This window comes from Bradyrhizobium sp. 141 (genome assembly GCF_023074055.1).
Lineage (GTDB): Bacteria > Pseudomonadota > Alphaproteobacteria > Rhizobiales > Xanthobacteraceae > Bradyrhizobium.
The window spans coordinates 241,735-264,484 of the sequence record NZ_JADPKR010000108.1 but is presented as its reverse complement, the minus strand read 5'-3'; the positions used below and the strand labels follow the sequence as shown (position 1 = coordinate 264,484).

The window sequence follows — 22,750 nt, the reverse complement described above, 5'->3', positions numbered from 1 at the left end:
GACAACGGCCCCGGATCGCCTCCGGGGCCGTTGTCGTTTCAGGCATGCACCAGTGCTATTGCGCCGCGAGCGGCGGCGCCTCGACCTCGATCATTCCGTCGCCGCACCGCCGTCCGCCAAAGTCCAGCACCGCTGCGACCAGCGCATCGATGTCCGCCTCCTCGGTACGGTGATTGACGATCGCAGCGCGGATCGCAAACTTGCCGTTCAGCGTCGTGCTCGACGGCGCCGCTATTCCGGACTCCTGGATGTCGGCGACGATCTCGCGATTGATCGCATCATCGGCACGGTAGCGGAAGCAGGCGATGTTGAGGTTGACCGGCGCCAGCAATTCCAGGCGCGGCTCGGCCAGCACGCGCGCTTCGAGATACTTCGCCAGCGCGCAGCTTCGCGCGATCGTCGCACCCAGCCGGTCGGTGCCGAACGTCTTCAGCGTGAACCAGGTCTTCAACGCACGGAAGCCGCGCGACAGATCAGGTCCGAGATCGCAGGGCCAGACCGCCCCCGCCGCAAGCCCCCTCGCCTCGCGGCGCAGATAGGCCGCGGGCTGCGCAAAGGCCTGCCGATGCTGCTCGCCGTCACGCACCAGCAGGAAGCCGGCATCGTAGGGCACCTGTCCCCATTTGTGGAAATCGAGCGCAATGGAATCGGCGAGCTCGATGCCGCCGAGCAGCGGCGCGAGCTCGGGCGAGAAGATCGCGAGCGCACCAAAGGCCCCGTCGACGTGAAACCAGATTCCCTCCTCGCGGCACAGCTCCGCGATGGCCTTGAGGTCGTCGATCGCACCAATGTCGACAGTGCCGGCAGAGGCAACGACCAGGAACGGCTTGAAGCCGACCTCGCGATCAACAGCGATCTGCGCGCGCAGCGCGGCGACGTCGATGCGATGATCGGCGTCGACGCCGATCTTGCGCAGCGCATCGGTGCCGAGCCCGGCAATGTCCATCGCCCTGGAGACGCAGCCATGCGCGGCCTGCGACGTATAGGCCGCGAGCAGAGCGCCATCGTTGCCGATGCCGTATTGCCGCGCCAACGTACCGAGCGCGTTCGTGCGCGCTACCAGCACCGCCATCAGATTGGCCATCGACGTGCCCGTGACGAAGATGCCGCTCGCGCTGTCCGGAAAGGCGAACAGGCGGCGCATCCAATCCACGATCTGGCGCTCGACTTCGATCGGCATGTGATCGCGACCACCGAGATTGGCGTTGAGACCGGCTGCGAGCATTTCCGCGAGCATGCCGACCGCGGTGCCGCCGCCATGCACCCAGCCCATGAAGCCGGGATGGACGTTGCCGGTCGCATACGGCGCGACGTGCTCGGCGAATTGGCGATAGACCTCGGCGAGGTCGCTCGCCTCGCGCGGCACGTCGGCCTTGAATGCCGCACGGACGCTATCGGGGATCGGCTGCCAGACGGGGCGCGCCCGAACCTCGGCGATGCCGTCGATCGTCTCGTCCAGCATGCGATGGGCGAGCGCGCGGAATGCGCTCCAGTCCTGCGGGTCGAGCGAGGCGTGCGCGACGGAGCTTTGCGCGTTGCGGACGATCTCGTTCATATAGCACTCCCCTCGCCTGCTCTTGCATGCCGCGACAGCATCGCCGAGAACGCCGCGAAGATCTTGCGCATCTGCGGCGGCTTGTAAGGAAACACGTCCGGCGAATCCATGTTGTGCACGACGGCGGTGTTGTCGGCTTCGAAGACCAGGAGCTCGTTGTCCTGGTTCTCGGCGCAATCGACGATGAAATAGTCGAGGCCGACGCGCCTGCTCATCTCGTCGAGCGCGCTTCTGTGGCGCGCTGCAAAGGCGTTGTCGAACTCGCACATGAAGACGGCTTCCTCGGCCCGCTTCTCCTCGCTGAACGCCATGTAGGCATTGAGATACCAGATATCCCAGCGGTCGGCGATCGCCATGTGGCAGGCGTAAGGCTTGCCGTCGACCATCGCGAGACGATATTTGCGGTAGAGCCCGTCCGCGTTCACATAGTCGACGAAGCGCGCGACGAAGAAATCCTGCTCGTCCCGCTCGGAAAAATAAGCTGCGAGCGCCGCCGCATCGTCGAGCTTCGCGAGCCCGACGCCGGCATGCGAGCCGCGCGGCCGCGCGATCATCGGAAAGCGCAGCTCGTCCGCAACGTCCCGGCAAGCGATTTGCTCTCGCGAAAGATCCAGCAATTGCGCGCGCGTCGCGTGGATGGTCGCGGGAATGTCGAGACCTGGCACGCCGGCCAGCAGCCGATGCAGCTTGTCGCGATCGAGATTGCCGATGCGATCAGGACGATTGAGCAGCGGTCGCGGCCAGTGCGGCGCGGCCTTCTCGATCAAAGTGAGCGCCTCACGGCATTCCTCGGAATCGGAGGCGACCACGATGGCAACGTCGTGCTCGGGCAAAATCTCCGGCAGACCGACGCCCTTGACCACGTAGAGCGTCAACAGCTCGATGTCGGAGCCTTCGAGCAGAAAATCGATCGGCGTGTTGCCGCCCATATCGATGTCGGCGGCTAGCGCGAGCACGCGCAGGCCCGGTTTCGGAGCAGCGCTCGGTGTGCGAAACAATTGATGGAAGGCGAGCACCTCCGACTGGATCGCGAGCCCCTGATCCTTGTCGCCGAGAAGCTGGGTGATCAACGACAGATCCAGCGCTTCGCCCGCCAGCGCGGTCCCCGCCGCGATCCGCGCCACCAGCTGGTCGCGCAACGGATGCAGGTCGACACCTTCGAAGGCCTGGCGCGTCAGCTGCGCAAAGCCGATGCGGTCGGCGTAGTTCGCCGCGGTCATGCCGATTGGCGCGGAAACCGGATGCTGCATCTCACACCTCGAACGCGGAGTTTACCGGCACGGCCGCGACCGCGCCACGGTCAAGCAGCAGCTCGATCTTTACCAGGACATGGGCGATGCGATCGAGCACGTGCTGCACATTGCGTTGCGCCTGCGCCGCGTCCGGCGACCAGGTCTCGGTCACGAGCCGGGCGCCGACGCAAAGGCGCAGCACGGCCTGCGGTGCCTCGTCCTGCCGCTCCAAACGGACCGGCTGGCCGATCAGGCAGCGCTGCGCAGCGACCTGCCGGTCCGCCGCGCTGCCGCTGATCTCCTCGTTCATGTCACGTGCCATCGCCCGATGAATGGCGCTGGTCTCGGCGGTCGACGCCGGTTTGCCGCCGCGCAGCAGCATGAACGGAAATATCGTGGTTTGTGCAAATTCCTCGTCATCCACGCTCGCCGTCCTGGTCGTGGCGGGAACGGAGCGAAGCGACGGCGACAACGCGATCATGCTGTCGATGCCGGCGGCGAGCTCGGCCAGCACCTTGGCGCGGAAAGCACCTGGCACGGCGTAGTAGCTTCCGATCTCCGCGAGCGCCGCCTCCCAGCGCAGCCATTGACCGAAGTTCGGCCGGCGATCGAAGCGCGAACGCAGAGCCGTCCAGCCCATCGGCCAATCGCAACGGCCGGCATAGTCGAAGATACCAGGCGCTATTCCCTCGACCCGGTCGAGCGATCGCGAAAGGCCCTTCGGCACCAGCAGCGCACCGCTGAAGGCAGGCCCACCGAAGAATTTCGAGCCTGTCATCAGCACCATATAGCCGCGGTCGAGATAGGAGCGCAGCCGACGGCGGCCAAGCCGGGCCTGACAGGCATCGACGACGATCTGAACCTTGCGCGGCCAGCGCCGCGCGATCTCGTCGAGGCAGGCCGCGCTCGGTGCACGCCAGCCGAGCTTCGAGCAATCCATGATCTGGAGCAGCACGGGCGCACCCTGCGCGATCGTGGTCTCGATCGCATGCAGCACCGCGGCATCGGCGTCCGCACGCATCGCAATCCCGGGCGCGGCCTCGAGCAGCGGCAACGCAACACTGGCGCCGGCGAGCCCCGCAACCGCGCCGTCCTTGCGAACCGCAAAGCCGCTCGCCGTCATCGAGCTGAAATGGTGCCCGCGGGCGGTATGGGCCGTCCCGCTTCCGGTCTGGTCGGCGCCGACCACAATGGTCACCGGCCGTGCTCCGAGCACTGCGCGCGCCAGGAACAGAGCGTGGAGCTGAGAGTCCGTGCCGGAGGGCGAGAACACGACATCGACGCGCGGCGGCAGCTGGAGATGGCCGCGCAGCTCGTCCCGCATGTCTTCACAGCGCGCATCGAAGGCAATTTGGACCTCGTCGAACAGGCATTTGTGCATCAGCTCTTCGCGCGCCAGCGCGGCACGGTCATAGGCCGCTTGCGAGATCGTCGACGCGGTCGAGGAGGCGAAATTCCAGATCTCCGGCTCCGGCGAGGCCGCGCAGCCATAGCCGTTGACGCGATCCCCGGCGTCGAGCGCCAGCCGCGGATCTCCGCCGGAGACGAGCAGCGTGTCGAGCGGCGTGAAGAGATCGCGCAGGCGATAACGCGAACCGTCGGCGCGGTCCGGTTCTGACAGACGGGATGCGCCGGCGCTCATCCCGGCAGGCTCACGCCGCGGCATCTGCCGCCGCCGCGGGCGCGGCTGCGAATTGCGAGGCGATGTCGCCGTGGAATACCGACGGCCCGACGTGATCGAGCGAGCTCTGGATGTCGGCCCAGATCTCGCCGCCGATATCGGTCCAGCGCTTGCAGAAGGCGAAGTCCTCGGACAGATACGTACCGGTCGCAGGATCGATCATGCATTCGAAGAGCGCGAACCGGTTCTGGCTCGCGACAAGCGTGTCGTGCGAATGCTCGCGGAAGAACTGCAGGCTCGCATAGTCCGGATGGCGGCACATCGCCTCCAGCACGTGGCGCCGGATCATCAGGAAACCGGTGCCGGCATAGCGCACGCGGGTGAAGCCGTTGACCACGACGATACGGTCGGGATCCTCGATCTCGAGCACATAGTCCAGCGAAGCCGCCGCCACGTCGGTGCGGCCGGACTGGATCGCCCGCGCGGCCTTGTCCCAGTTGACCCGCTTGATCGGATAGCAGCCGGCGACGACGTCGGCGCCGCATTCGATCAGCCGGAACACCTGCTCCGGCTTGAAGCCGATGTCGGCGTCGATGAACAGGAAATGCGTCGCTTTGGGATCGTCCAGGAACATCGCGACCAGATTGGCCCGCGCGCGGGTGATCAGCGCGTCGCCGTCCCGCAGGAGCACCTTGAGCTCGAGATTGGACATGCCGTGAACGGCGCGCTGCAGCGCGAAGATCGAGCTCGCATAGACGCTCGACACCTGCCCGCCGAAGCACGGCGTGGCCACCACCAGTTGCATCTTGTCCGACATCGGCAGCTCCGCCCCACTCCAATCCTCACCAAGAGGTAAAGAGGCATGGTTAACGGCGTCTTAACGCAGCCTTACAGGAACTTGACGAGCGAAAGCTGCGCCAGGTTCGAGGTCACCTGGTAGGAGGCCTGAAGCGCGTTCTGGAGCGCCAGGATCTCGCTCGCGACCTGGTCCGGCGAAGCCGATTCCGCCTGGTCGATGATGGTCTGGAGCTGCGCCTTGGCCTGGGTCTGGCGCGTGCTCGCATCCTTCATCGTGTTCTGGGCCATCGCGATGTCGGTCTGGATGTCCTCGATGCGCTGCTGACCCGGCTGCTGCGTCAGCGCCTGCGTCACCCGCAGGCTCAGCGCGGCGACCTGCCCGCCCGAATACTGTCCGGTCGGCGAGGTCGAGAAGGTCCCGAACACCGCGGTCGCCTGCAATTGGCGGCGGATCGCGTCCTCATTCGCCTGGGCGCCATACTGCACCGTGACGGAATCGTCGACCCGCGCCATCGCGGTCGAGCGCGCCGAGCCGGGCCCGTCATTGCCCAGGTACCACTTCACGGTGGTGGCCGAACCGTTGACCAGCGTCGTCGCCGAGCTCGCGGGCGAGGAGCCGACGCGGAGCGGCGGCTGCGTGGCGGTCATGGGCGTCGAGGCAAAACCGAGCGAACCCAGCGCGCCCGTATTCGAGCTGGTGATATTCAGGCTGGCCGCATCGTCGGTGTTGATCGTGATCGAACCGCCATGAATCGTCGACGGCTTCGACGTCCCCGTGATCGCGTCGATCTTGCTCATCAGCGTCTGGATGCTGTCGCCGACGTTGAGCTGGTTGCCGGTCGCGCCCGTGGCCACGAAGGTCAGCGTGGTGCCGTTGACGGTGATGGTGTCGCCGGCGACGAAACCTGGCGAGATCGAGTCCGTGGGGCTCGCACCGGACAGCGCTGTCGCTCCGCTGATCGGTACGAGTGGGCCCGCCTGGCTGGTCTTGGGCGTGCCGATCGCAGAGCTTGCGGTGTTGAAGAAATTGTCGCCCGCCGTGACCGCGGATGCCGCCACCAGCGAGGTGCCTGCGAGCTTCTTGATCGCGACGTCCAGTGCGTTGTTGAGGTTCAAGGCCGTGTTGTTCGGGTTGACCGGCGTGCTCGCATCGATCGCGAAGCTGCCGAGCGGTGTCGGCGTCGCCGTGGATGCAGTCAGGTCGATCTGCTCGGTCGTGCCGTCCGGCAGCGTGAACTGAACGCTGAGTTTGTCGCCGTTGTTCGGATTGACGCCGTTGAGATCGACCGAGAACGACACCGGCGATCCGCTCGGGCCGGTGACCGTCGCGCCTGTCAGCGTCGAGGAGACCGCCTTGATCTTGAGGCCGAACGGCGAGCCCGCGACGTCTTCCGACACCTGGACCGAGCTCGGCGTCGGCTGTGGCGTTGCCAGCACCAGGCGGCCCATGCCGTTGGCCCCCAAGTCGGCGGCCTGGCGCTCCGCCATCACGGTCTTGAATCCCGCCTGGGTGGTCGTCCCGTTGATGATGTCGCCGGCATTCGCAACCGACTGCGTGTTGACGGCGGTCCCGGAGAACAGATAGCGGTTGCCCGTCTGCGTGTTGAGCACGCCGACCATCGAGCCGAACTGGGCGGCGGCGGTGTTCTGCGCGATGGTCTGGCCGTTGACGTTGAGATCCTGCGCGGTGTTGGCGGCGCCCGTCTGCACCGTGCTGCGGATCTTCGTCAGCGACTGCAACGCGGTGTTGGCGAGGTTGATGCTGACATTGACGTTGGTGATCGTGTCGGTATAGGCGGCGATGTTGGAGAGCTGCGCGCGCCCGGCGATCGCAAAGCCCTCGTTGGTGCCCATCCCGGAATAGTTCTGCGACAGCTTGCCGGTCGAGAGCTGCGTCGACAAATCGGTGAGCTGCTGATTGATGTTGCGGATCTGCGAGCCGAGAACCGACGAGGAGTAGTTGATGCTGCTGATCGACATGTTTCAGAGCCCTGTTACTTGTTACAGTTGAGCCTGGATCAACGTGTTCATCATGCTCTGCACCACCGACATGACGTGAGCATTGGCGGCGTAGGCATTCTGGAGCTGGATCAGGTTCGACATCTCGGAGTCGAGGTTGACGCTGGAGGTCGAGCTGAACTTGGCCTGGAGCGTCGAGACCACGACGCTCTGGCCCTGCTGGAGCTGAGTGGCCTGGGTCGCGGCGTTGGCCTGCACGCTCAGGAACTGCTGGAGATAGTTCGAGACGCTGCCGCTGAAGGGCTGGCTCGCCGAGCCGAGACCGCTCTGCGGCGAATAGGAGAACACCGCCGAAGTCAGCTGCGCGTAGAGATAGTCGGAACGTGTGGTGTCGCCCGCGGGCGTCACAGGCGAGGTGTTGTACACCGACATCCTGGTCGGATCGTTGACCAGCTGCGTGTTCACGGCGATGCGTCCGGCAAGGCCGGTCATCTGCGAGCCCGAGGCGGTGATCGCGCCGGTGTAGAGCGCCTGTCCGCCGTCGGTGAACAGCGGCAGTTGCGGATTGCCCGAGGTCAACGACGAGATCGTCTTGCTGGTCGACGCCGAACTGACCTTGGCGAGGCCGGAATTGTCGTCGGTCACCCGCAATGTCGTGGCTGTCGCCGGCGACGGGGGGGCTGAGAAGGTGAGGTGCGAGCCTGGTAGCGCGGTGTTGAGCGCGGACGCAATCGCGCCCATGCCGCCGGCGAAGTTGAAGCCGATCCGCATCGGATTGGCGTTCGCGGCGTTCTGAAGCGGCAGCGCGGCCGGATCGGTCACGTTGACGAGCGTGACCTGACGCTGCGTGTTGGTCGCGGTGTCCGTGTAGGTGATGTTGACCGTATTGCCCGGCATGGCACCAGCGAGATCGAGATCAAACCCGGCCGGCGGACCGGAGACGGTGCTGCCGGCCGTGGTCTTGTCGGACAGTGCGCTCGACATCGTGGCGGCGAGCTGGTCGATCTGGTTCTGCGCCTGCACCAGCATCTCGTCGCGCAGCTTCAGGTCGGCCGCGATCTGGCCGGACGACACCACGTTGTTGGCGACGACGTCGACCTGCGAGCCGTTCGGCAGCTTGATGTTGAACGCGCCGACGCCGGACTTGGCCGGATCGATGTTGTAGAGCGAGGTCGCCGACAACGCGCCGGCGGACGCAAAAGAGAATTCCGATGCAAGGCCGGCACCGACCAGCTGAATGCCGGTCGTGGTGTAGATATTTGCCTGGTTCGAACCGTCGGTGGTGACGCGGACGTCGACATAGTTCGACAGCGTGTTGATGGCCTGGTCGCGCTGGTCCATCAGCGTGGCCGCCGAGGGATCGGTGGCCGCCAGGCCCTGGAGCCTGGTGTTGATGTCGGCGATCTGCTTCATCGCCGCATTGGCGGCTTGCGCCGAGTTGCCGAGATCCTGCTCGACGTTGGAGCGCAGCGACTGGATGCCCGTGGTGGTGACGTTGAGCTGCCGCGCCAGCGCCTGCGCCGCGCCGAGCGCGACGGTCTGCGCCGACGACGCACCCGAGCTGGTCGACAGCGCCTGCAGCGCGGTGGTGAATTTGTTCAGCGCGTCTTCGAGCGTACCGGAATTACCGGGCGTGCCGTAGACATTCTGAAGCTGCTTCAGAATGTTGGCCATCTGGTCGGCGTAGCCGCTGCCGCCGGTCTCGGTGCGCAGCTGGTTCAGCACATAGGTGTCGAGCTCCCGGCTGACGCCGGTAGTCATCGCCGTCGAGCCGAACTCGCCGGTGGTGACCTCGATCTGGTTCGGCCTCTGGACGACGTAACCAGGCGTCTGCGAATTTGCGACGTTCGAGGAGACGATCGAGAGCGCGGCCTGGTTGGCACGCAGACCGCTCATCGCACTGGCGAGGGCTGAACTCAAACCCATATCACTGACCCGCTTTTGGTTATGTTACGCGCTGATCAGCGCAACACGTTCAAGAGATCCTGCACCATCGAATTCGCGGTCGTGATCACCTTGGTGTTGGCCGAATAGGCCTGCTGGGTCACGATCAACTTGGTGAATTCGTCGGCGATGTCGGTGTTGGATCCCTCCAGCGACGAGCCGCTGATGGTCCCCGAAGCGCCGTCGATGGCGTCACCCGATTGCTCGGTCGCGGCATAGGCGCCGCCGTCCATCGCCTTCAGGTAGTTGGTGCCGTTGAAGTGCGACAGCTGAACCTGAGCGAGGTTGAGGTTCTGGCCATTCGAGAAGGTTCCGACCACGATGCCGTTGTTGTTGACGGCGACCGAGCGAAGCTGACCGGCGGCATAGCCGTTCTGCGTGATGGTGTTGATGGTCACCGCGCCGCTGGTGCTGGCATATTGCGTCAGTCCGCCCGAGGAGATGTTGAAGGCGACGGAGCCGAGCGACTGACCGCTGACGCTGACATTGTTGATGGTGATGCCCGAGCCGCTTGGCGAGGTCAGCGAGCCGTCGGCGGCAAACGCGAAGGCCTGGCCGGTATTGACCCAGCCGACCGTCGTGCCGGTCGCATTCGGATCGGTCTGGTAGAACAGGTTCCAGGTATCGGAATGGCCCGCGCCCAGCGAGGCGCTGTCGGTCTTGGCCCAGCGCAATTGCAGGTTCACCGGCGTGCCGGCGGCGTTGTAGGCGGTCACCGCGCCGCCGCTGATCGATTCCTTGGTGAAGGTCGCGATGTCGTTGCCGATCACTCCGCCGGTGCCGGCGGTGCCGCCGCCGTCGCGATTCTTGGTGATGGTCGAGGTGAAGCCGAGCGCGGCGAAGGCAGCGCTGTTCGAGCTGGAGACCGACAGGTTGGAGACGGTGCCGGTGTTCAACGTGATGACGCCGCCGCTGCTGACCGTCGATCCCGACGCGCCGGACAAGGCGTCGATCTTGCCGAGCAGCGTCGTGATGTTGTCGGTGACGTTGATCTGGTTGTTGCCCGAGGCACCGGAGGCCATGAAGGTCAGCGTCTGACCATCGACCGTGATGGTGTCGCCGGCGACGAAGCTGGACGAGAGCACCTGGGCGCCGCCGGCCGTCGCGGAGCCGCTCAGGACTGTCGCGCCCGAGATCGCGGGCGATGACAGTACGTTGCCGCCACGGGTCACGCTGCTGATGCCGAGCGCGGTGGCTGCCGTACCGCTGCCGACAGCCACGTCGGTGCCGGTGCCGCTGGAGATCACGATGTTGCCGCTGGCGGAGAGCGAGGCCGTGACGCCGGCGCCGCCAGCGGTCTGGATCCCGTTCAGGATGCTGGCAACCGTGGCCGTGGTGCCCGCACCGAGGCCGATCGTCGTGTTGTTGCCGACCGTTGAAACCGTCGTGCCGCCGTTGAAGGTAACCGTGTTGCCGTTGATGGTCAGGGTCTGGCCGCTGAGCGCGGTGAGAATGCTGGAGGCGAGATGCGTGCCGACCGCATTGTCGAGGGACGTGGTGGTCGAGGCCACCGCAGACGAATTGTTCTGGAGTGCGACCGTGCCCGTGGCCGTCGTCGACGAGTAGGCCGAACGGATGTTGCCGGTGGCGGCTGCGCCTGAGACCGTGGCGTTGGCATAGGGCGCCGGAGGTGTGCCGACCGGCAGCGGGTTGGCGGCGAAGTCGGACGGGTTCAGCCCGCCGGCCGCCAGCAGCGTGCCGGCCGCCGCGGTCGTTTTCGCCACCGTGTTCGGCTGGGTCGGCAGGTTCGCGGCGTACTCGATCGAGGTGGTCGCCTGCGCCGGAATGAAGTTGTTCTGGAATTGCAGCACGTTTGCCACGCTGCCGGTCGGGTTGCCGGTCTTCGGGTCGACCGTGACGCCCATCAGGTAGTAGCCGGCGCCGTTGACCAGATTGCCGTTGGCATTGAGCTGGAAGTCGCCGCGCCTCGTGTAGTAAGTGACCCCGGTGAAGACAGGTACGTTGTCGACGACGCCGCTCGCCTTCTGGATCGAGAAGAAGCCGTCGCCGGTGATCGCCATGTTGGTGGCGACGGTGGAGCCCGAGATCGTGCCCTGCGTGGTGATGGTGGCCTTCGCATTGGCCGTCACGCCGCCCGCGACCTGCTTGCTCGGCACCGAGGAGTCGGGAATGAGATCGACGAAGCTGGTGCCGATGCCCTTGTAACCGGTGGTGGATGAGTTCGCGATGTTGCCGGAAATGTTCTGCAGCGCGTAGGACTGCGCCTGCAGGCCACCCACCGAGGTGTTCATTGCATCGAAGATACCCATAACTTTGTCTCCAAATCCGATCTCGGCGGCCGGTCGACCAAGGCCGCAGTCGGGGGAGACAGTCGCAAGGGCTATGCCAATGCGGGTATTCTCAGGAAATCAATGACTTAAATAGAAAGGCCCCGGTCGGATGACCGGGGCACAATTGCCGGGCCGGCAACAATTGCCGGGACGATCGTCGTTCCGGGGCGAGCAGAAAGGCCTACGTCGCCGACGCTGCCGCGGGGTGGAAGACCAGCCCGAACCCGTCGATGCAATAGCGCAATCCGGTCGGCTTCGGACCGTCGTCGAAGACGTGGCCGAGATGGCCGCCGCAGCGCCGGCAATGCACCTCGGTGCGAACCATGCCGTAGGCCCGGTCCTCGGTCTTGCTGACATTGCCCTCGATCGGCTGGTAGAAGCTCGGCCAGCCGGTGCCGCTCTCGAATTTGGTCTCGGAGGCAAACAGCGGCAGGTCACAACCGGCGCAGGCGAAGGTGCCCTTGCGATGCTCTTTCAGCAGCGGGCTGGAGCCGGGCCGCTCGGTGCCGTGCTTGCGCAGGATCTCATATTGCTGCGGCGTGAGCTGGGCGCGCCATTCGGCTTCCGTCTTCGTGATCTCGAACTTTTCCGCGGCTTTCTCGCCAGCCTCGGCAGGGGTTCCTCTCAGCCAGCGGAAGGCCCCAAGGCCGAACAGGCCGGCGGCAGTCGTCAACAGGATGCGGCGGTCAAACATCTCATTCTCCGTGCGGGAGCGTCCACGCCCTGAGATACGGGCTTTAACGGCAGACGTTACACTTCCGGGCGGAATTTTTCTCGGGCCTATCGCGCGACGCCAGCGTGCTGCGAGGCCGGTTCCACGGCCTGTTCTTCCTCTTGGGCCGCGGGTTTCGGCGGCGGGGCCGGACGCGGCCGGACGCCGGGCGGTGGGCGGCGCGGACCGGTGCCGGCGGCCCGGTTGGCTTCGGCGAGACGCGCCTCGCGCTCCCTGTCCTTGACCCTGGCACGTTCGCGGTAACGGGCGAGCGAGCCTGCGGCGGCGGAACTCGCCCTGCCCCAGACCCCGACCAACTGGCCCGCGACGCGCCCCGTGGCACCGCCCGCCCAGACCAGCTCGAACGGCGAGAACAGCTTCCAGCGCTCATCGCCCCGCAGGATGCTGCGCGCGATCATCTGCCCGGCCATGGCCGAGGTGTTCATGCCCTGGCGGCCGAACCCGCTCGCCACCCACAGGCCTTTGCGCAACTGGCCGATCTGCGGCATGCCGTGCACGGTCTGGCCGGTGGCGCCGCCGAACGTCTCGGTGATCTCGACATTGCCGAGCGCCGGAAAGATCGTGCGGATCCGCCGCCTGACAGCGCCTGCAAAGCGCTGCGGCCGCGCGGCCCAGGTGGTCTCCGGGCTCTCCCACATCAGCCGGTCGCCGTCGACGATGCGGAAATGGTCGACGCGGTCGGAATCCATCACCGATCCCTTGAAGGCGATGAGCTCGTGCACGCGCTCACCGAGGGGCGCGGTGATTCCGGCATAGCGCCAGACCGGCAGCAGCGTCTCCGACAGGCGCCTCAAGGGCGCGCCGAGATGAATGTTGCCCGCGAGCACGATGTGGGTTGCGCGCAGCCGCGCCGACGGCGTGACGATGCGTTTGCGGATGCCGGAATGATCGATACTGACGACAGGCGTGTCCTCGAAGATGCGGGCGCCTGCCCGCCGCGCCAGCGCTGCGAGGCCGTGCACATATTTGCGGCCGTCGAGCTGGAACGCCTTCGGATAATACACGCCGTGGAAGTAGCGATCGGTCTTGAGCACCTCGCGGACGCGATCGACCTGCCAACCCTCGACCTCGGTGTCGAAATCCTCGTTCAGCATCTGCAACCGGCTGATCAGCCGGTCGCCGGCATCGACGTTGGAGACCTCCAGCACGCCGTCGCTCAGGCCGATCCCCGGCATGTTCTCTTCCGTGGCGTTGGCCCGGACGAACGCGGCGCCCTCCTTCGACAACCCCCACAATTCACGCGCGTCCTCGAAGCCGATGCGCTCGATCAGCTCAGTGAGCGGCAGCGCAAAGCCCGGCATGACGGCGCCGAGCTGGTTGCCGGACGCGTTCCAGCCGATGTGCCGGCCCTCGAGCACCGCGACACTGGCCCCGAGCCGGGCCGCCTCCAGCGCGATGGTGAGCCCGGCAAGCCCCGCACCGATGACGCAGATGTCGGCGTCGAGGTCGAACGACAGCCGCGTGCGGTCGCGAAAGCCGGCTTCTTCCTGGGACACGCTTGTGAAAGTCTCGCTCATGTCGTTTTCTTAGAGCATGATCCGGAAAAGTGCGCAGCGGTTTCCCGATAGGACCATGCTTTAACTAACAACCTGGTACCAACCGGGCGCCTGTCACCTTGTCCTCGGTCGGCGCTTGTAGATTATTCTGGACGTGGAACGATTCGAGAATGCCATGCGCCGTTTGATGCTGCTGCGTCACGCCAAGACAGAGACTGACGCGCCGAGCGGCCGTGACCAGGACCGCCGGCTCGACGACCGCGGCCACAAGGATGCCGCCCAGATCGGCGACTGGATCGCCGGCCATCCGCCCTTCCCCAATACCGTGCTGGTGTCGCACGCCGTCCGAGCCCGGCAGACCTGGGACATCGCCTGGGAGGCGATGAAGGACCGCGTCCCGACGCCGCAGGTCGAGATCCTGCCGGAACTCTACGGCGCCGATCCCGCGCAGATCCTGGATTCCATTCGCACTGCAACCGCCCCGGCCGACCCAAAGCGATTGCTGCTGGTCGCCCATAATCCCGGCATGCACGAGGCCGCGCTGATGCTGATGGGCGGCGGCGATCCGGCCGGCGCCAGGGCGCTCGCCGACAATCTGCCCACCGCGGGGCTTGCGATCTTCGACTTTGACGTCAAGGATTGGGGTGACGTGGCCTACCGCCGCGGCAAGCTGGTGCTGTTCACCAGCCCCAAGCTGCTTCGATCGGGATGACCGCGCGACGTGCCGGCAAGACGTGCTGACTGGAAGATTTGGAGGCGCAAATGTTCAAGTCCATCCTCGTGCCCATCGACCTCGCCGACACTGATCTGGCCAAGCCGGCGATCGCAACCGCGGCAACGCTGTCGCAGACCTGGAGCGGCATGGTGCGCCTGCTCAACGTGCTGCCGATGACGCCGGTGATGCTGGCCGAATACGTGCCGGCCGATTTCGATGAGCAGCAGCGCCAGACCTCGGAAGAGGCGCTCGTCATCGTCGCGCGCGAATCCGGCATCGAGCAAGCGCGGATCTCCAGCGTGGTGCGCCAGGGCGGCATCTACCACGAGATTCTGGAGGAAGCCACGCACATGAAGGCCGATTTGATCGTGATGACCTCGCACCGGCCGGCGATGCGCACCTATTTCCTCGGCTCCAACGCCGGGCACGTCGTGCGCTACGCCAAATGCTCGGTGCTGGTGGTCAGGCACTGAACTCAACTCTCCGGCATTTCCGTAGCCCGGGTGAGCGAAGCGACACCCGGGGCCACTCATGGCGAGAACCCCGGATGTCGCTTCGCTCATCCGGGCTACAAGTCCTTGCGTTGCCGACGGGCAAAACACGCGAGCCCTGGGTCAACGCCCGCCGCAGAAATATTCCACTTTACCGAAATTCGGAAACGGCGTATGTGTCGCCTTAACCCGGCCCAAGGAAGAGGGGCGTATCGCGATCGTCACGAACGCGGGCCGGACGGCGGTGGACGCAGGTGACATCGGCGCGAAGAGCTTCGCAGGGCGGGCAACCGTGAGCGAAACGTGTCGCGCACACGACCGGTGTGATCGGCGTACGGCAAAATCGTGTGGTCCTGACGCCCGGGGTCTGTGCGTCAAGTCTCAGCGGTGATGTGGCGGCCCGACCGGGCACGCGCATCGATCATCCGCAAGGCGACGGGGGCAATAGTGCATCGCTCCCCGGGGAGAGCACGACATAAGCCGTCAAACCACTGCGCAGGGAAGGCCGGTCGTTTGGCTTCACCTGTATGCCGCTGTGCAGATTTCGCTACTGCCTTTCGCACAGTGGACCGCGGGTGCCAGCCGGCGCCCGGTCTTCCCTGCGCCCTCTTTCAATTGAGGGCGAAGCGATGAAGCAAAGCTCGGGCGAATTGAGCCGCGAGGATGCGAGGGTGTGTCTGCGATTTGAGCTGCGTGTCACAAGCTCGGACATCGTAGGGTGGGCAAAGCGGAAGCGTGCCCACCTTCTTTGCCTGTCGCGATTGAATTGGTGGGCACGGCGCTGTGCGCCTTTGCCCACCCTACGGCACTGCCTCGGCGGAGAGATTCCTGGATTGCTTCCGCCTTCGCCGAGGCTTCGGCGGACAAGTCGCTGCGCTCGCAACGACGATGTTGAGACAGTTGCGGGTCGAACGCCACTCTCGTGCCCCGGACGCAGCGCAGCACGAAGTGATGCGCTGCAGAGCCGGGGCCCATGTTGCAGCGAGCTTTGTGGCTTACTGGGTCCCGGCTCTGCGCAGCAACGCAAGAGCGTTGCAGCGCGTCCGGGACACGAGAGCGAGCAGCAACGCTCGCTCAGACCAAACTCACAGATATCGCGTCAGCTCGGCCTTGAACTGCCCGTACACCGCGTCCTCGATCTGGCTGCGCGTGATCCCGATGTCGCGCAGGGCGCGGTCGTCGAGCTCGTTCAATGTCTTGACGGCGGAGCGGCGCTCGAGGCGGTCGAACAGCGCGTAGGCGGCATGGGCGAGCGTGCTGAAAAATCCGCTCGATGAGGATGGGCGTAAGCTCCGCCCGGCAGTTTGTGAGATCAGGGTCATTTGTCTTCTCCGGCACTCGTCCCGCGCGGCGAAGCCGATGCCGTTGGCGCAGACGCTACGAGCGCTTGCACCTCATTGCCGTCGGATTGCTCTCGCTCTCCTCGGCTCAATCGCGGAACTTGATGGAACTTAAATGCTCCAGTACACTGCTCGGAGCAAGTAAAACATTGCTCTCGGTGCAATAATGTCCAAGTTCGAGTACGTGAAGCTTGCCGATGCCATTGCCGTGGATATCGCTAACGGCACGTTAAGGCCCGGCGACCGGCTGCCCCCGCAGCGCAATTTTGCCTATGACCGTGGCATTGCGGTCTCGACCGCGAGCCGGGTTTACACGGAGTTGCTCCGTCGTGGGCTCGTCGTCGGCGAGGTCGGTCGCGGCACCTTCATCTCCGGCGACATCAGGCGCGAGGTCGAGGCCTTGAGCGAGCCGCGCGATGCGCGGATCGATTTCGAGGTCAATTATCCGCTGCTGCCGCAGCAATGGGCGATGATCGCCAAGAGCCTCGCAGGGCTCGAGCGCGTCGACGCGCTCGAATCGGCGCTGCGCGTCTCGACCAGCACCGGCACCAAGAGCGCACGCAATGCTGCGGCCGCCTATCTCACGCGCAAGGATTTCGCGCCGCAGGCCGAGCAGATCGTCTTCACCGCCAACGGCAAGCAATCGCTCGCGGCCGCGCTCGCAGCGCTCGTCCCGACCGGCGGCCGCTGCGGCGTCGAGGCGCTGACCTATCCTTACGTCAAGAGCATCGCGGCGAGGCTCGGTGTGACGCTGGTCCCGATTCCGATGGACGAGCACGGCGCGCGGCCCGACGCCATCCAGAAGGCGCACCGCGAGGCGCATCTGTCGGCGCTGTATCTCCAGCCCATCATCCAAAACCCGCTCGGCGTCACCATGAACGCGACGCGGCGCGCCGACATCATGCGCGTCGCCGAGAAGCTCGACCTCACCATCATCGAGGACACCGTCTACGGCTTCCTCGCCGACGATACGCCGCTGGCCGCGCTCGGGCCTGACCGCTGCATCGTGCTCGACAGCCTGTCCAAGAAGGTCGCGCCCGGCCTTGCACTCGGAATCCTCGTGGCGCCGCCTCACTTGCGCGAAAGCGTGATGAGCGCCGTGCGGACCGGCGGCTGGATCGCCTCCGGCCACGCGCTCGCATCCGGGCAGCGGCTGATGGCCGACGGCACCGTCGCCGAGCTGACGCGGCTGAAACGGATCGACGCCGCGCGGCGGCAGCAGACCGCCGCAAGACTGCTGGCCGGCTACCAGCTCGCCGCCGATCCGCGCTCATACCATCTGTGGCTGACGCTGCCGCCGCACTGGCGCTCGCAGACCTTCGTGGCGGCTGCGGCCCGGCGCGGCATCGCACTGACGCCGTCCTCCACCTTCGCCATCGCCCACGGCCATGCACCGAACGCGGTGCGCCTCGCACTCGCCCCGCCCACCTTCGAGCAACTCGATTCCGGCCTGCGCACCATCGTGTCGCTGCTCGGCACCAAGGAAGAGGATTTCGACTCGACGGAGTAGCGATCGGTCTATGGCAGCAAGGACCGGGGCAATTGCTCGAAGCCATAGCTCCGCGGCTGGTTGCGTCGCACGAAGCCGCCGACCTGCCAGGCGAACAGCGCGGCAAAGCCGAGGATGAACAGCGCGCCGGCGAACTCGCCGATCACGAGGGCGCGGATCAACAGGCCCACCATCGCCACCGTCAGCATCGCCAGGAACGCCAGCACTGCCGCATAGGCCGTGCGGCCAAGCCCGGCGGTCAGCGCCGCGCGGCTGCCCGCCTTCGCCATCCGCGCATGCAGCGCGACGATGAACGCGCGAAAGCCGTAGTCCTGCGGCGCCATCAGCGCCGCGGTCTGCCAGCTCGTCGACAGGATCGAGATACGGCGGCCACTGCTGTGGCTGACGTCGGCGCGAAAGCGGTGCTGCTGCATCGACACCGGGCGAAACGACAGCCGGATCGCGCTGATCTCGTCATAACGCCAAAGGCCCGAGCGCCCGGCGATGTGCCAGGAAAGCCCCTCCTCCGTCAGCTCGAAGCGATGCGCCGAACCGATCAGCGACGCCTTGTAGGCATAGCTCGTGCCCGAAGTCGCGTCAGCTCCCGAATCCTGCATCTTCACAATCAATCCGATCCCGCGCAGTCCCGCCCGCGACCCGCTTGCCTGATCGCCCTCGCCCATCCTACAAGCGAGACATGGCTGAGACGATTTTTTTTCCGCGCCGCCTGATTCTCGGCGCCGCAATGATCTCAGGCGTGCTGCTCGCGCTCGCGGTGCACATGCTGGGCGCGCGCTACGGGCTCGACCTCGGCGGGCTCTGGCGTTCCGACACCCATGAGTTCATCCCCGCCGGCGCGGCGATCGCGTGGTGGTTGATTGCGACGGTCGGCTTTTCCGGCGGCTATTTCACGGCGACGTTGATGCAGAGCGCCGTCTCCGGCCAGATCCCGCAGCGGATGCGGCAATTCCTGATCGCGGTCGGCGTGCTGCTGCTGGCGGGCGCGGGCCAGGTGGCTTCGGCGCCGAGCCCGGTCCCGACGGTCTCGGGCGTGCTGGCCGGCCTCGCCGCGCTGTGCCTCGGCGCCGTGATGGCGTTCTGCGGCGCGCATTTCGCGCTGCGCCGCGGCTGATCCCTACGCCGACGCGCGCAGCCGCGGCCGGTCCAGCATGATCGCGACATCCGAGGCGGGCCTCGGCTTGCTGAACAGATAGCCCTGCGCCTGGGTACAGCCTTCGCGCCGGAGCAGCTCGAGCTGCGCATCGTTCTCGACGCCTTCCGCCGTGGTGACGATGCCGAGGCTGCGGCCGAGGCCGGTCACGGCGCGGATAATCGCCATGGAATCCTCGCGCGTCGCCAGCTCCGAAACGAAGGAGCGGTCGATCTTGATCTTGTCGAACGGGAAGCTGCGCAAATAGCTCAGCGACGAATAGCCGGTGCCGAAATCGTCGAGCGAAATGCGCACGCCCATGGCGCGCAGCTCATGCAGCGTGGTCAGCGTCGCCTCGCTGTTCTGGAGCAGCACGGATTCGGTGATCTCGAGCTCGAGGCGGTGCGCGTCAAGTCCCGAAGCGGCCAGCGCCTCGGTCACGGATGCGATCAGGTTCGGATTCTTGAACTGCACCGGCGACAAATTGACGGCGACGTCGACATCGTCGGGCCAGGTGGCCGCGTCGGTGCAGGCGGAGCGCAGCACGAACTCGCCGAGCTGGACGATCAGTCCGGTCTCCTCGGCCAGCGGAATGAAGTTGATGGGCGCGATCAGGCCGCGCTGCGGATGGTTCCAGCGGAGCAGCGCCTCGAAGGCGACGACGCGACCGCTGGCGACGTCGCGGATCGGCTGATAATACGCCTCGAACTCGTCGCGTTGCAGCGCGGCGCGCAGATCCATCTCCAGCAGGCGGCGCGCCTGCGCGCGCGCATCCATGCCGGTCTCGAAGAACCGGTATGTGCCGCGGCCGTCCGCCTTGGCGCGGTACAGCGCGAGGTCGGCGTTCTTCAAGAGCTCGTCCGGATTGTCGCCATCCTGCGGCGACAGCGAGATGCCGATCGAGACGCCGATGACGATCTGATGGTCGTCGATCTCGTAAGGTGCCGAGATCACCTCGACGAGGCGCCCGGCAAGCGATCGCGCCGCGGTTTCCTCCGAACGTCCGATCTGGACCACGGCGAACTCGTCGCCGCCGAGCCGCGCCACGGTGTCGCTCTCGCCGACGGTGGCCTTCAGCCTGCGGCCGACCTCCTTGAGCAAGGCATCGCCGATGGGATGGCCGAGCGAGTCGTTGATGTCCTTGAAGTGATCGAGATCGAGGCAAAGCACCGCGAGCTGGTCGCCCGACCTGGTCCGACGCAGTCCCTGCACGAGCTGCTCGTGGAACAGCACGCGGTTCGGCAGGCTGGTCAGCGCGTCATGGCGGGCCATGTGCGAGATCTTGGCCTGGGCCTCCAGCCATTCGGTGATGTCCTCGAAGGTCGCGACCCAGCCGCCGCCCTGCATTGGCTGGTTGACGACCCTGATGGATCGGCCGAGCCTGTTGACGACGTCGGTCGTGGTGCGGCTCTCGCGCGCGTCGGCGACGAGGCGGGCGAAGAACTCGCCGGCGTCGCCTTGCCACTGGCCCTTGGCCTGCTCCTCCCTGAGCACGTCGACCAGCAGGCGGCCGGTGAGCAGGATGTTGGTGCGGCCGAGCATCGCGGCATAGCGCTCGTTGAACAGGATGATCTTGCCGTCGGCGTCGAACATGCACAGTCCCTGCGACATGTTCTCCAGCGCCGTGTCCAGCACGATCTGCTGGCGGCCAAGTTCGCCCTTGGCGCGGCGGTCGAGCAGCCCGGCGACGAGCGCAATCGCGATGATCGCGACCGCGGCCCCCGCGGTGAGGAAGGACAACGAGGCCGGCGGGATCGACAGCCCGCTGATCGCAAGCGTCGGATCCGGCGTCAGCACAACCGCGCCCATCGCGGTGAAATGATGCGCGACGATGGCGACCGTCAGCAGGGCAGTCGCCGCCAGCGCGTGGAAGAGGTCGTCGCGTCGCGCCGCCACGAACAGTGCAAGTGCCGCGAAGAAAATTCCTGATAGCACCGAGACGGTGACCGTGCTTCCGATCCAGTCAACCCGCGCCGGTATCTCCAGCGCCGCCATGCCGGTGTAATGCATCGCCGCGACACCGGAACCGACGATGGCGCCGCCGAGAACGATCCACACCGCGCGCAAGGACGATATGGCGATGCTCAGCCCCACGAAGGTCACGGAGATCGCGAAGATCAACGACAGGATGGTCACCGGGATGTTGTAGGCGCCCGCGCCTCCCGGCCCGTAAGCGAGCATCGCGATGAAATGCGTCGCCCAGATGCCGCATCCGCTGACGGCGGCGTCGAGGCCGAGCCAGGCCAGACGCCCTAGGCCTTGCGTCGCGCGCGCCCGGTGGAACAGGCTGATCGCCGCCGCGCTGGCGAGCAGACACACCGCGCCGCCAAGCGCGACGAGCCGCAAATCGTGCTCTTCGGTGAGACAGTAGAGAACTTGATACATTGCAGGCCCCTATCGACCTGCACTTGAACCCATAGAGGTGGACAGTCGGTAACTGGCTACGCGCCTGTTTCGGGCATGGTGAACGGAAGATGTGATCATTCCGTTGGATTGTTCATCCACGCGCCGGCGCACCGACGCCGATCACGGCAGCGGCGAGCAGCAGCACGGCCGCGGACACGACCAGCGACAGATGCAGGCCCGTCATGAACGCCCCCTCCGGGGCCACCAGCGAGCCGAATAGCGCGACGCCGAGGACGCTGCCGGTCTGCCGCGTCGCGTTCAGGACACCCGCGGCGATGCCGGAGCGCGCCTTCGCGACGCTGCCCAGCAAGGTCGAGGTCAGCGGCGGCACCAGCAGCCCGAGTCCGCCGCTGATCGCGATCATCTGCGCAAAGATCGCCCAATAGCCCGTGCCGGCTTCGATCCCGAGCAGGCCGAGGCAACCAAGCGCCGAGACGCAGGCGCCGACGACGATGGTCAGGCACGCGCCGATGCGTTCGGCGAGCCGAGGCGCCAGCAGATTGACCGGCAGCACCGCCGCCATCATCGGCACGAAGGCGAGACCGGTCCACCACGCCGACAGGCCGTTGATCCTCTGGAAGTACAGGCTGAGCACGAAGATCAGGCCGTAGATCGCGATGTTGACGAGGAGGCCGACGATCGTGGTCAGGGTAAACAGGCGGTGACTGAACAACGAGAAGGGCAGCATCGGCTGCGCAGCGCGGCTCTCACGCCAGACGAAGAGCACGGCGAGAATTGCGGCTGCGGCAAAGGCTGCGATCACGGCTGGATGTCCGAAGCCGAGCGCGCCGCCCTCGATGATCGCGCCGGCGAGCGCCCCCAACGCGCCGATCGCGGCAAGCTGGCCGGGCAGATCGATCTCGCGCGAGCGCGCTTGCGTGGTCTCGCTGGCGTAGCGCCAGCTCAGCCACAGGCCGGCGAGCCCGATCGGCAGATTGACCAGGAAGATCGCGCGCCAACCGACCAGCGTGATCAGCGCGCCGCCGACGAAGGGGCCGGCGGTGAGCGCAAGGCTCGCTCCGGCAGCCCAGACCGCGACGGCACGGCCGCGCGCGCGGTCGTCCGCATAGGCATGATTGAGCAGCGCAAGGGAATTCGGCACCAGGATCGCCGCCGCCAGCCCCTGGACCAGCCGCGCTGCGATCAGCACGGCCGCATTAGGCGACAGCGCGCAGGCGAGCGAAGCCGCGGTGAAGATGGCGAACCCCGCCATGAAGACACGCTTGGCGCCGATGCGGTCGCCAAGCGCGCCTGATGTCAGGATGAAGGCGGCAAACGCGATGGTATAGGCGCTGACCACCCATTGCAGCTCGGCGACGCCGCCGCCGAGCGTCCTGCCCATCGCATCAAGCGCCGTATTGACGATGGTGACGTCGAGCTGCACGACGCCATAGCCGAGGCTCATTGCGGCCAGCGTGAGAGAGGTCGCAAGAGGCGAGCCGGTGCGTTGTGCGCCGGCCCTGCCGTCGAAAGTTTCATATTTGATGGTGCTCGCTCGCATGCTGCCACCTCGATTGCAGCCCCATGCGA

Annotated in this window: 17 protein-coding genes; 4 read left to right on the top strand and 13 right to left on the bottom strand. The window is 66.1% G+C overall.

Translation table 11 applies throughout. The features are described from left to right. Positions 1–55: 55 nt before the first annotated feature. The 9 genes from IVA81_RS34840 to IVA81_RS34800 all read right to left on the bottom strand — a co-directional run bounded on the left by IVA81_RS34840 (position 56) and on the right by IVA81_RS34800 (position 13,650). Positions 56–1,555 (bottom strand): aspartate aminotransferase family protein, encoded by a 1,500-nt coding sequence (locus IVA81_RS34840; protein WP_247326682.1) that lies wholly within the window; start codon positions 1,553–1,555, stop codon positions 56–58. Continuing rightward, positions 1,552–2,805 carry a hypothetical protein gene (locus tag IVA81_RS34835; RefSeq protein ID WP_247326680.1) on the bottom strand — a complete coding sequence of 418 codons (1,254 nt, stop codon included), beginning with the start codon at positions 2,803–2,805 and terminating at the stop codon, positions 1,552–1,554. Before IVA81_RS34835 ends, IVA81_RS34840 begins: the two co-directional genes overlap by 4 nt. Position 2,806: 1 nt before the next feature. Beyond that, entirely contained in the window at positions 2,807–4,429 is a 1,623-nt protein-coding gene (locus IVA81_RS34830; RefSeq protein ID WP_247326678.1) for a hypothetical protein, read from the bottom strand. A 10-nt stretch (positions 4,430–4,439) separates the two neighbouring features. After that, positions 4,440–5,225, bottom strand: a complete 786-nt coding sequence (locus IVA81_RS34825; RefSeq protein WP_247326676.1) for a hypothetical protein — start codon at positions 5,223–5,225, stop codon at positions 4,440–4,442. A 71-nt stretch (positions 5,226–5,296) separates the two neighbouring features. Further along, positions 5,297–7,186, bottom strand: a complete 1,890-nt coding sequence (locus tag IVA81_RS34820) for a flagellar protein (RefSeq protein ID WP_247326674.1) — start codon at positions 7,184–7,186, stop codon at positions 5,297–5,299. Between the two features lie 21 nt (positions 7,187–7,207). Further along, a complete protein-coding gene (gene flgK, locus IVA81_RS34815; protein ID WP_247326671.1) occupies positions 7,208–9,091 on the bottom strand; it encodes a flagellar hook-associated protein FlgK in 1,884 nt (627 codons plus the stop codon). Between the two features lie 35 nt (positions 9,092–9,126). Further along, positions 9,127–11,379, bottom strand: coding sequence for a flagellar hook-basal body complex protein (locus IVA81_RS34810; protein ID WP_247326668.1), 2,253 nt, complete (start codon positions 11,377–11,379; stop codon positions 9,127–9,129). Between the two features lie 202 nt (positions 11,380–11,581). Continuing rightward, on the bottom strand, positions 11,582–12,094 hold the full coding sequence (gene msrB / locus IVA81_RS34805; RefSeq protein ID WP_247326665.1) for a peptide-methionine (R)-S-oxide reductase MsrB: 513 nt from the start codon (positions 12,092–12,094) through the stop codon (positions 11,582–11,584). 86 nt (positions 12,095–12,180) lie between these two features. Next, positions 12,181–13,650: an FAD-binding oxidoreductase gene (locus tag IVA81_RS34800; RefSeq protein ID WP_247326662.1), complete on the bottom strand. Its 1,470-nt coding sequence runs from the start codon at positions 13,648–13,650 to the stop codon at positions 12,181–12,183. A 154-nt stretch (positions 13,651–13,804) separates the two neighbouring features. Between IVA81_RS34800 and IVA81_RS34795 the strand changes: the two genes are divergently transcribed. Then, positions 13,805–14,341 carry a histidine phosphatase family protein gene (locus tag IVA81_RS34795; protein WP_247326660.1) on the top strand — a complete coding sequence of 179 codons (537 nt, stop codon included), beginning with the start codon at positions 13,805–13,807 and terminating at the stop codon, positions 14,339–14,341. Positions 14,342–14,391: 50 nt separating this feature from the next. Continuing rightward, complete coding sequence (locus tag IVA81_RS34790) at positions 14,392–14,817, top strand: universal stress protein (protein ID WP_247326659.1); 426 nt, start codon at positions 14,392–14,394, stop codon at positions 14,815–14,817. A 1,103-nt stretch (positions 14,818–15,920) separates the two neighbouring features. On the opposite strand, the gene IVA81_RS34785 is transcribed toward IVA81_RS34790, so the two are convergent. Continuing rightward, positions 15,921–16,157 (bottom strand): DUF1127 domain-containing protein, encoded by a 237-nt coding sequence (locus tag IVA81_RS34785; protein WP_247326657.1) that lies wholly within the window; start codon positions 16,155–16,157, stop codon positions 15,921–15,923. A gap of 184 nt (positions 16,158–16,341) precedes the next feature. Between IVA81_RS34785 and IVA81_RS34780 the strand changes: the two genes are divergently transcribed. Continuing rightward, positions 16,342–17,685 carry a PLP-dependent aminotransferase family protein gene (locus tag IVA81_RS34780; RefSeq protein WP_247326656.1) on the top strand — a complete coding sequence of 448 codons (1,344 nt, stop codon included), beginning with the start codon at positions 16,342–16,344 and terminating at the stop codon, positions 17,683–17,685. A gap of 8 nt (positions 17,686–17,693) precedes the next feature. Here the strand turns inward: IVA81_RS34780 and IVA81_RS34775 are convergent, their stop codons facing one another. Continuing rightward, positions 17,694–18,281 carry a hypothetical protein gene (locus tag IVA81_RS34775; RefSeq protein WP_247326655.1) on the bottom strand — a complete coding sequence of 196 codons (588 nt, stop codon included), beginning with the start codon at positions 18,279–18,281 and terminating at the stop codon, positions 17,694–17,696. A gap of 80 nt (positions 18,282–18,361) precedes the next feature. On the opposite strand from IVA81_RS34775, the gene IVA81_RS34770 reads away from it, so the two are divergent. Then, entirely contained in the window at positions 18,362–18,796 is a 435-nt protein-coding gene (locus tag IVA81_RS34770) for a hypothetical protein (protein ID WP_247326654.1), read from the top strand. A gap of 3 nt (positions 18,797–18,799) precedes the next feature. Here the strand turns inward: IVA81_RS34770 and IVA81_RS34765 are convergent, their stop codons facing one another. Together IVA81_RS34765 and IVA81_RS34760 are read right to left on the bottom strand one after the other, a co-directional pair. After that, positions 18,800–21,199, bottom strand: a complete 2,400-nt coding sequence (locus IVA81_RS34765; protein ID WP_247326653.1) for an EAL domain-containing protein — start codon at positions 21,197–21,199, stop codon at positions 18,800–18,802. Between the two features lie 112 nt (positions 21,200–21,311). Further along, a complete protein-coding gene (locus IVA81_RS34760; protein ID WP_247326651.1) occupies positions 21,312–22,721 on the bottom strand; it encodes an MFS transporter in 1,410 nt (469 codons plus the stop codon). Positions 22,722–22,750: the final 29 nt, after the last annotated feature.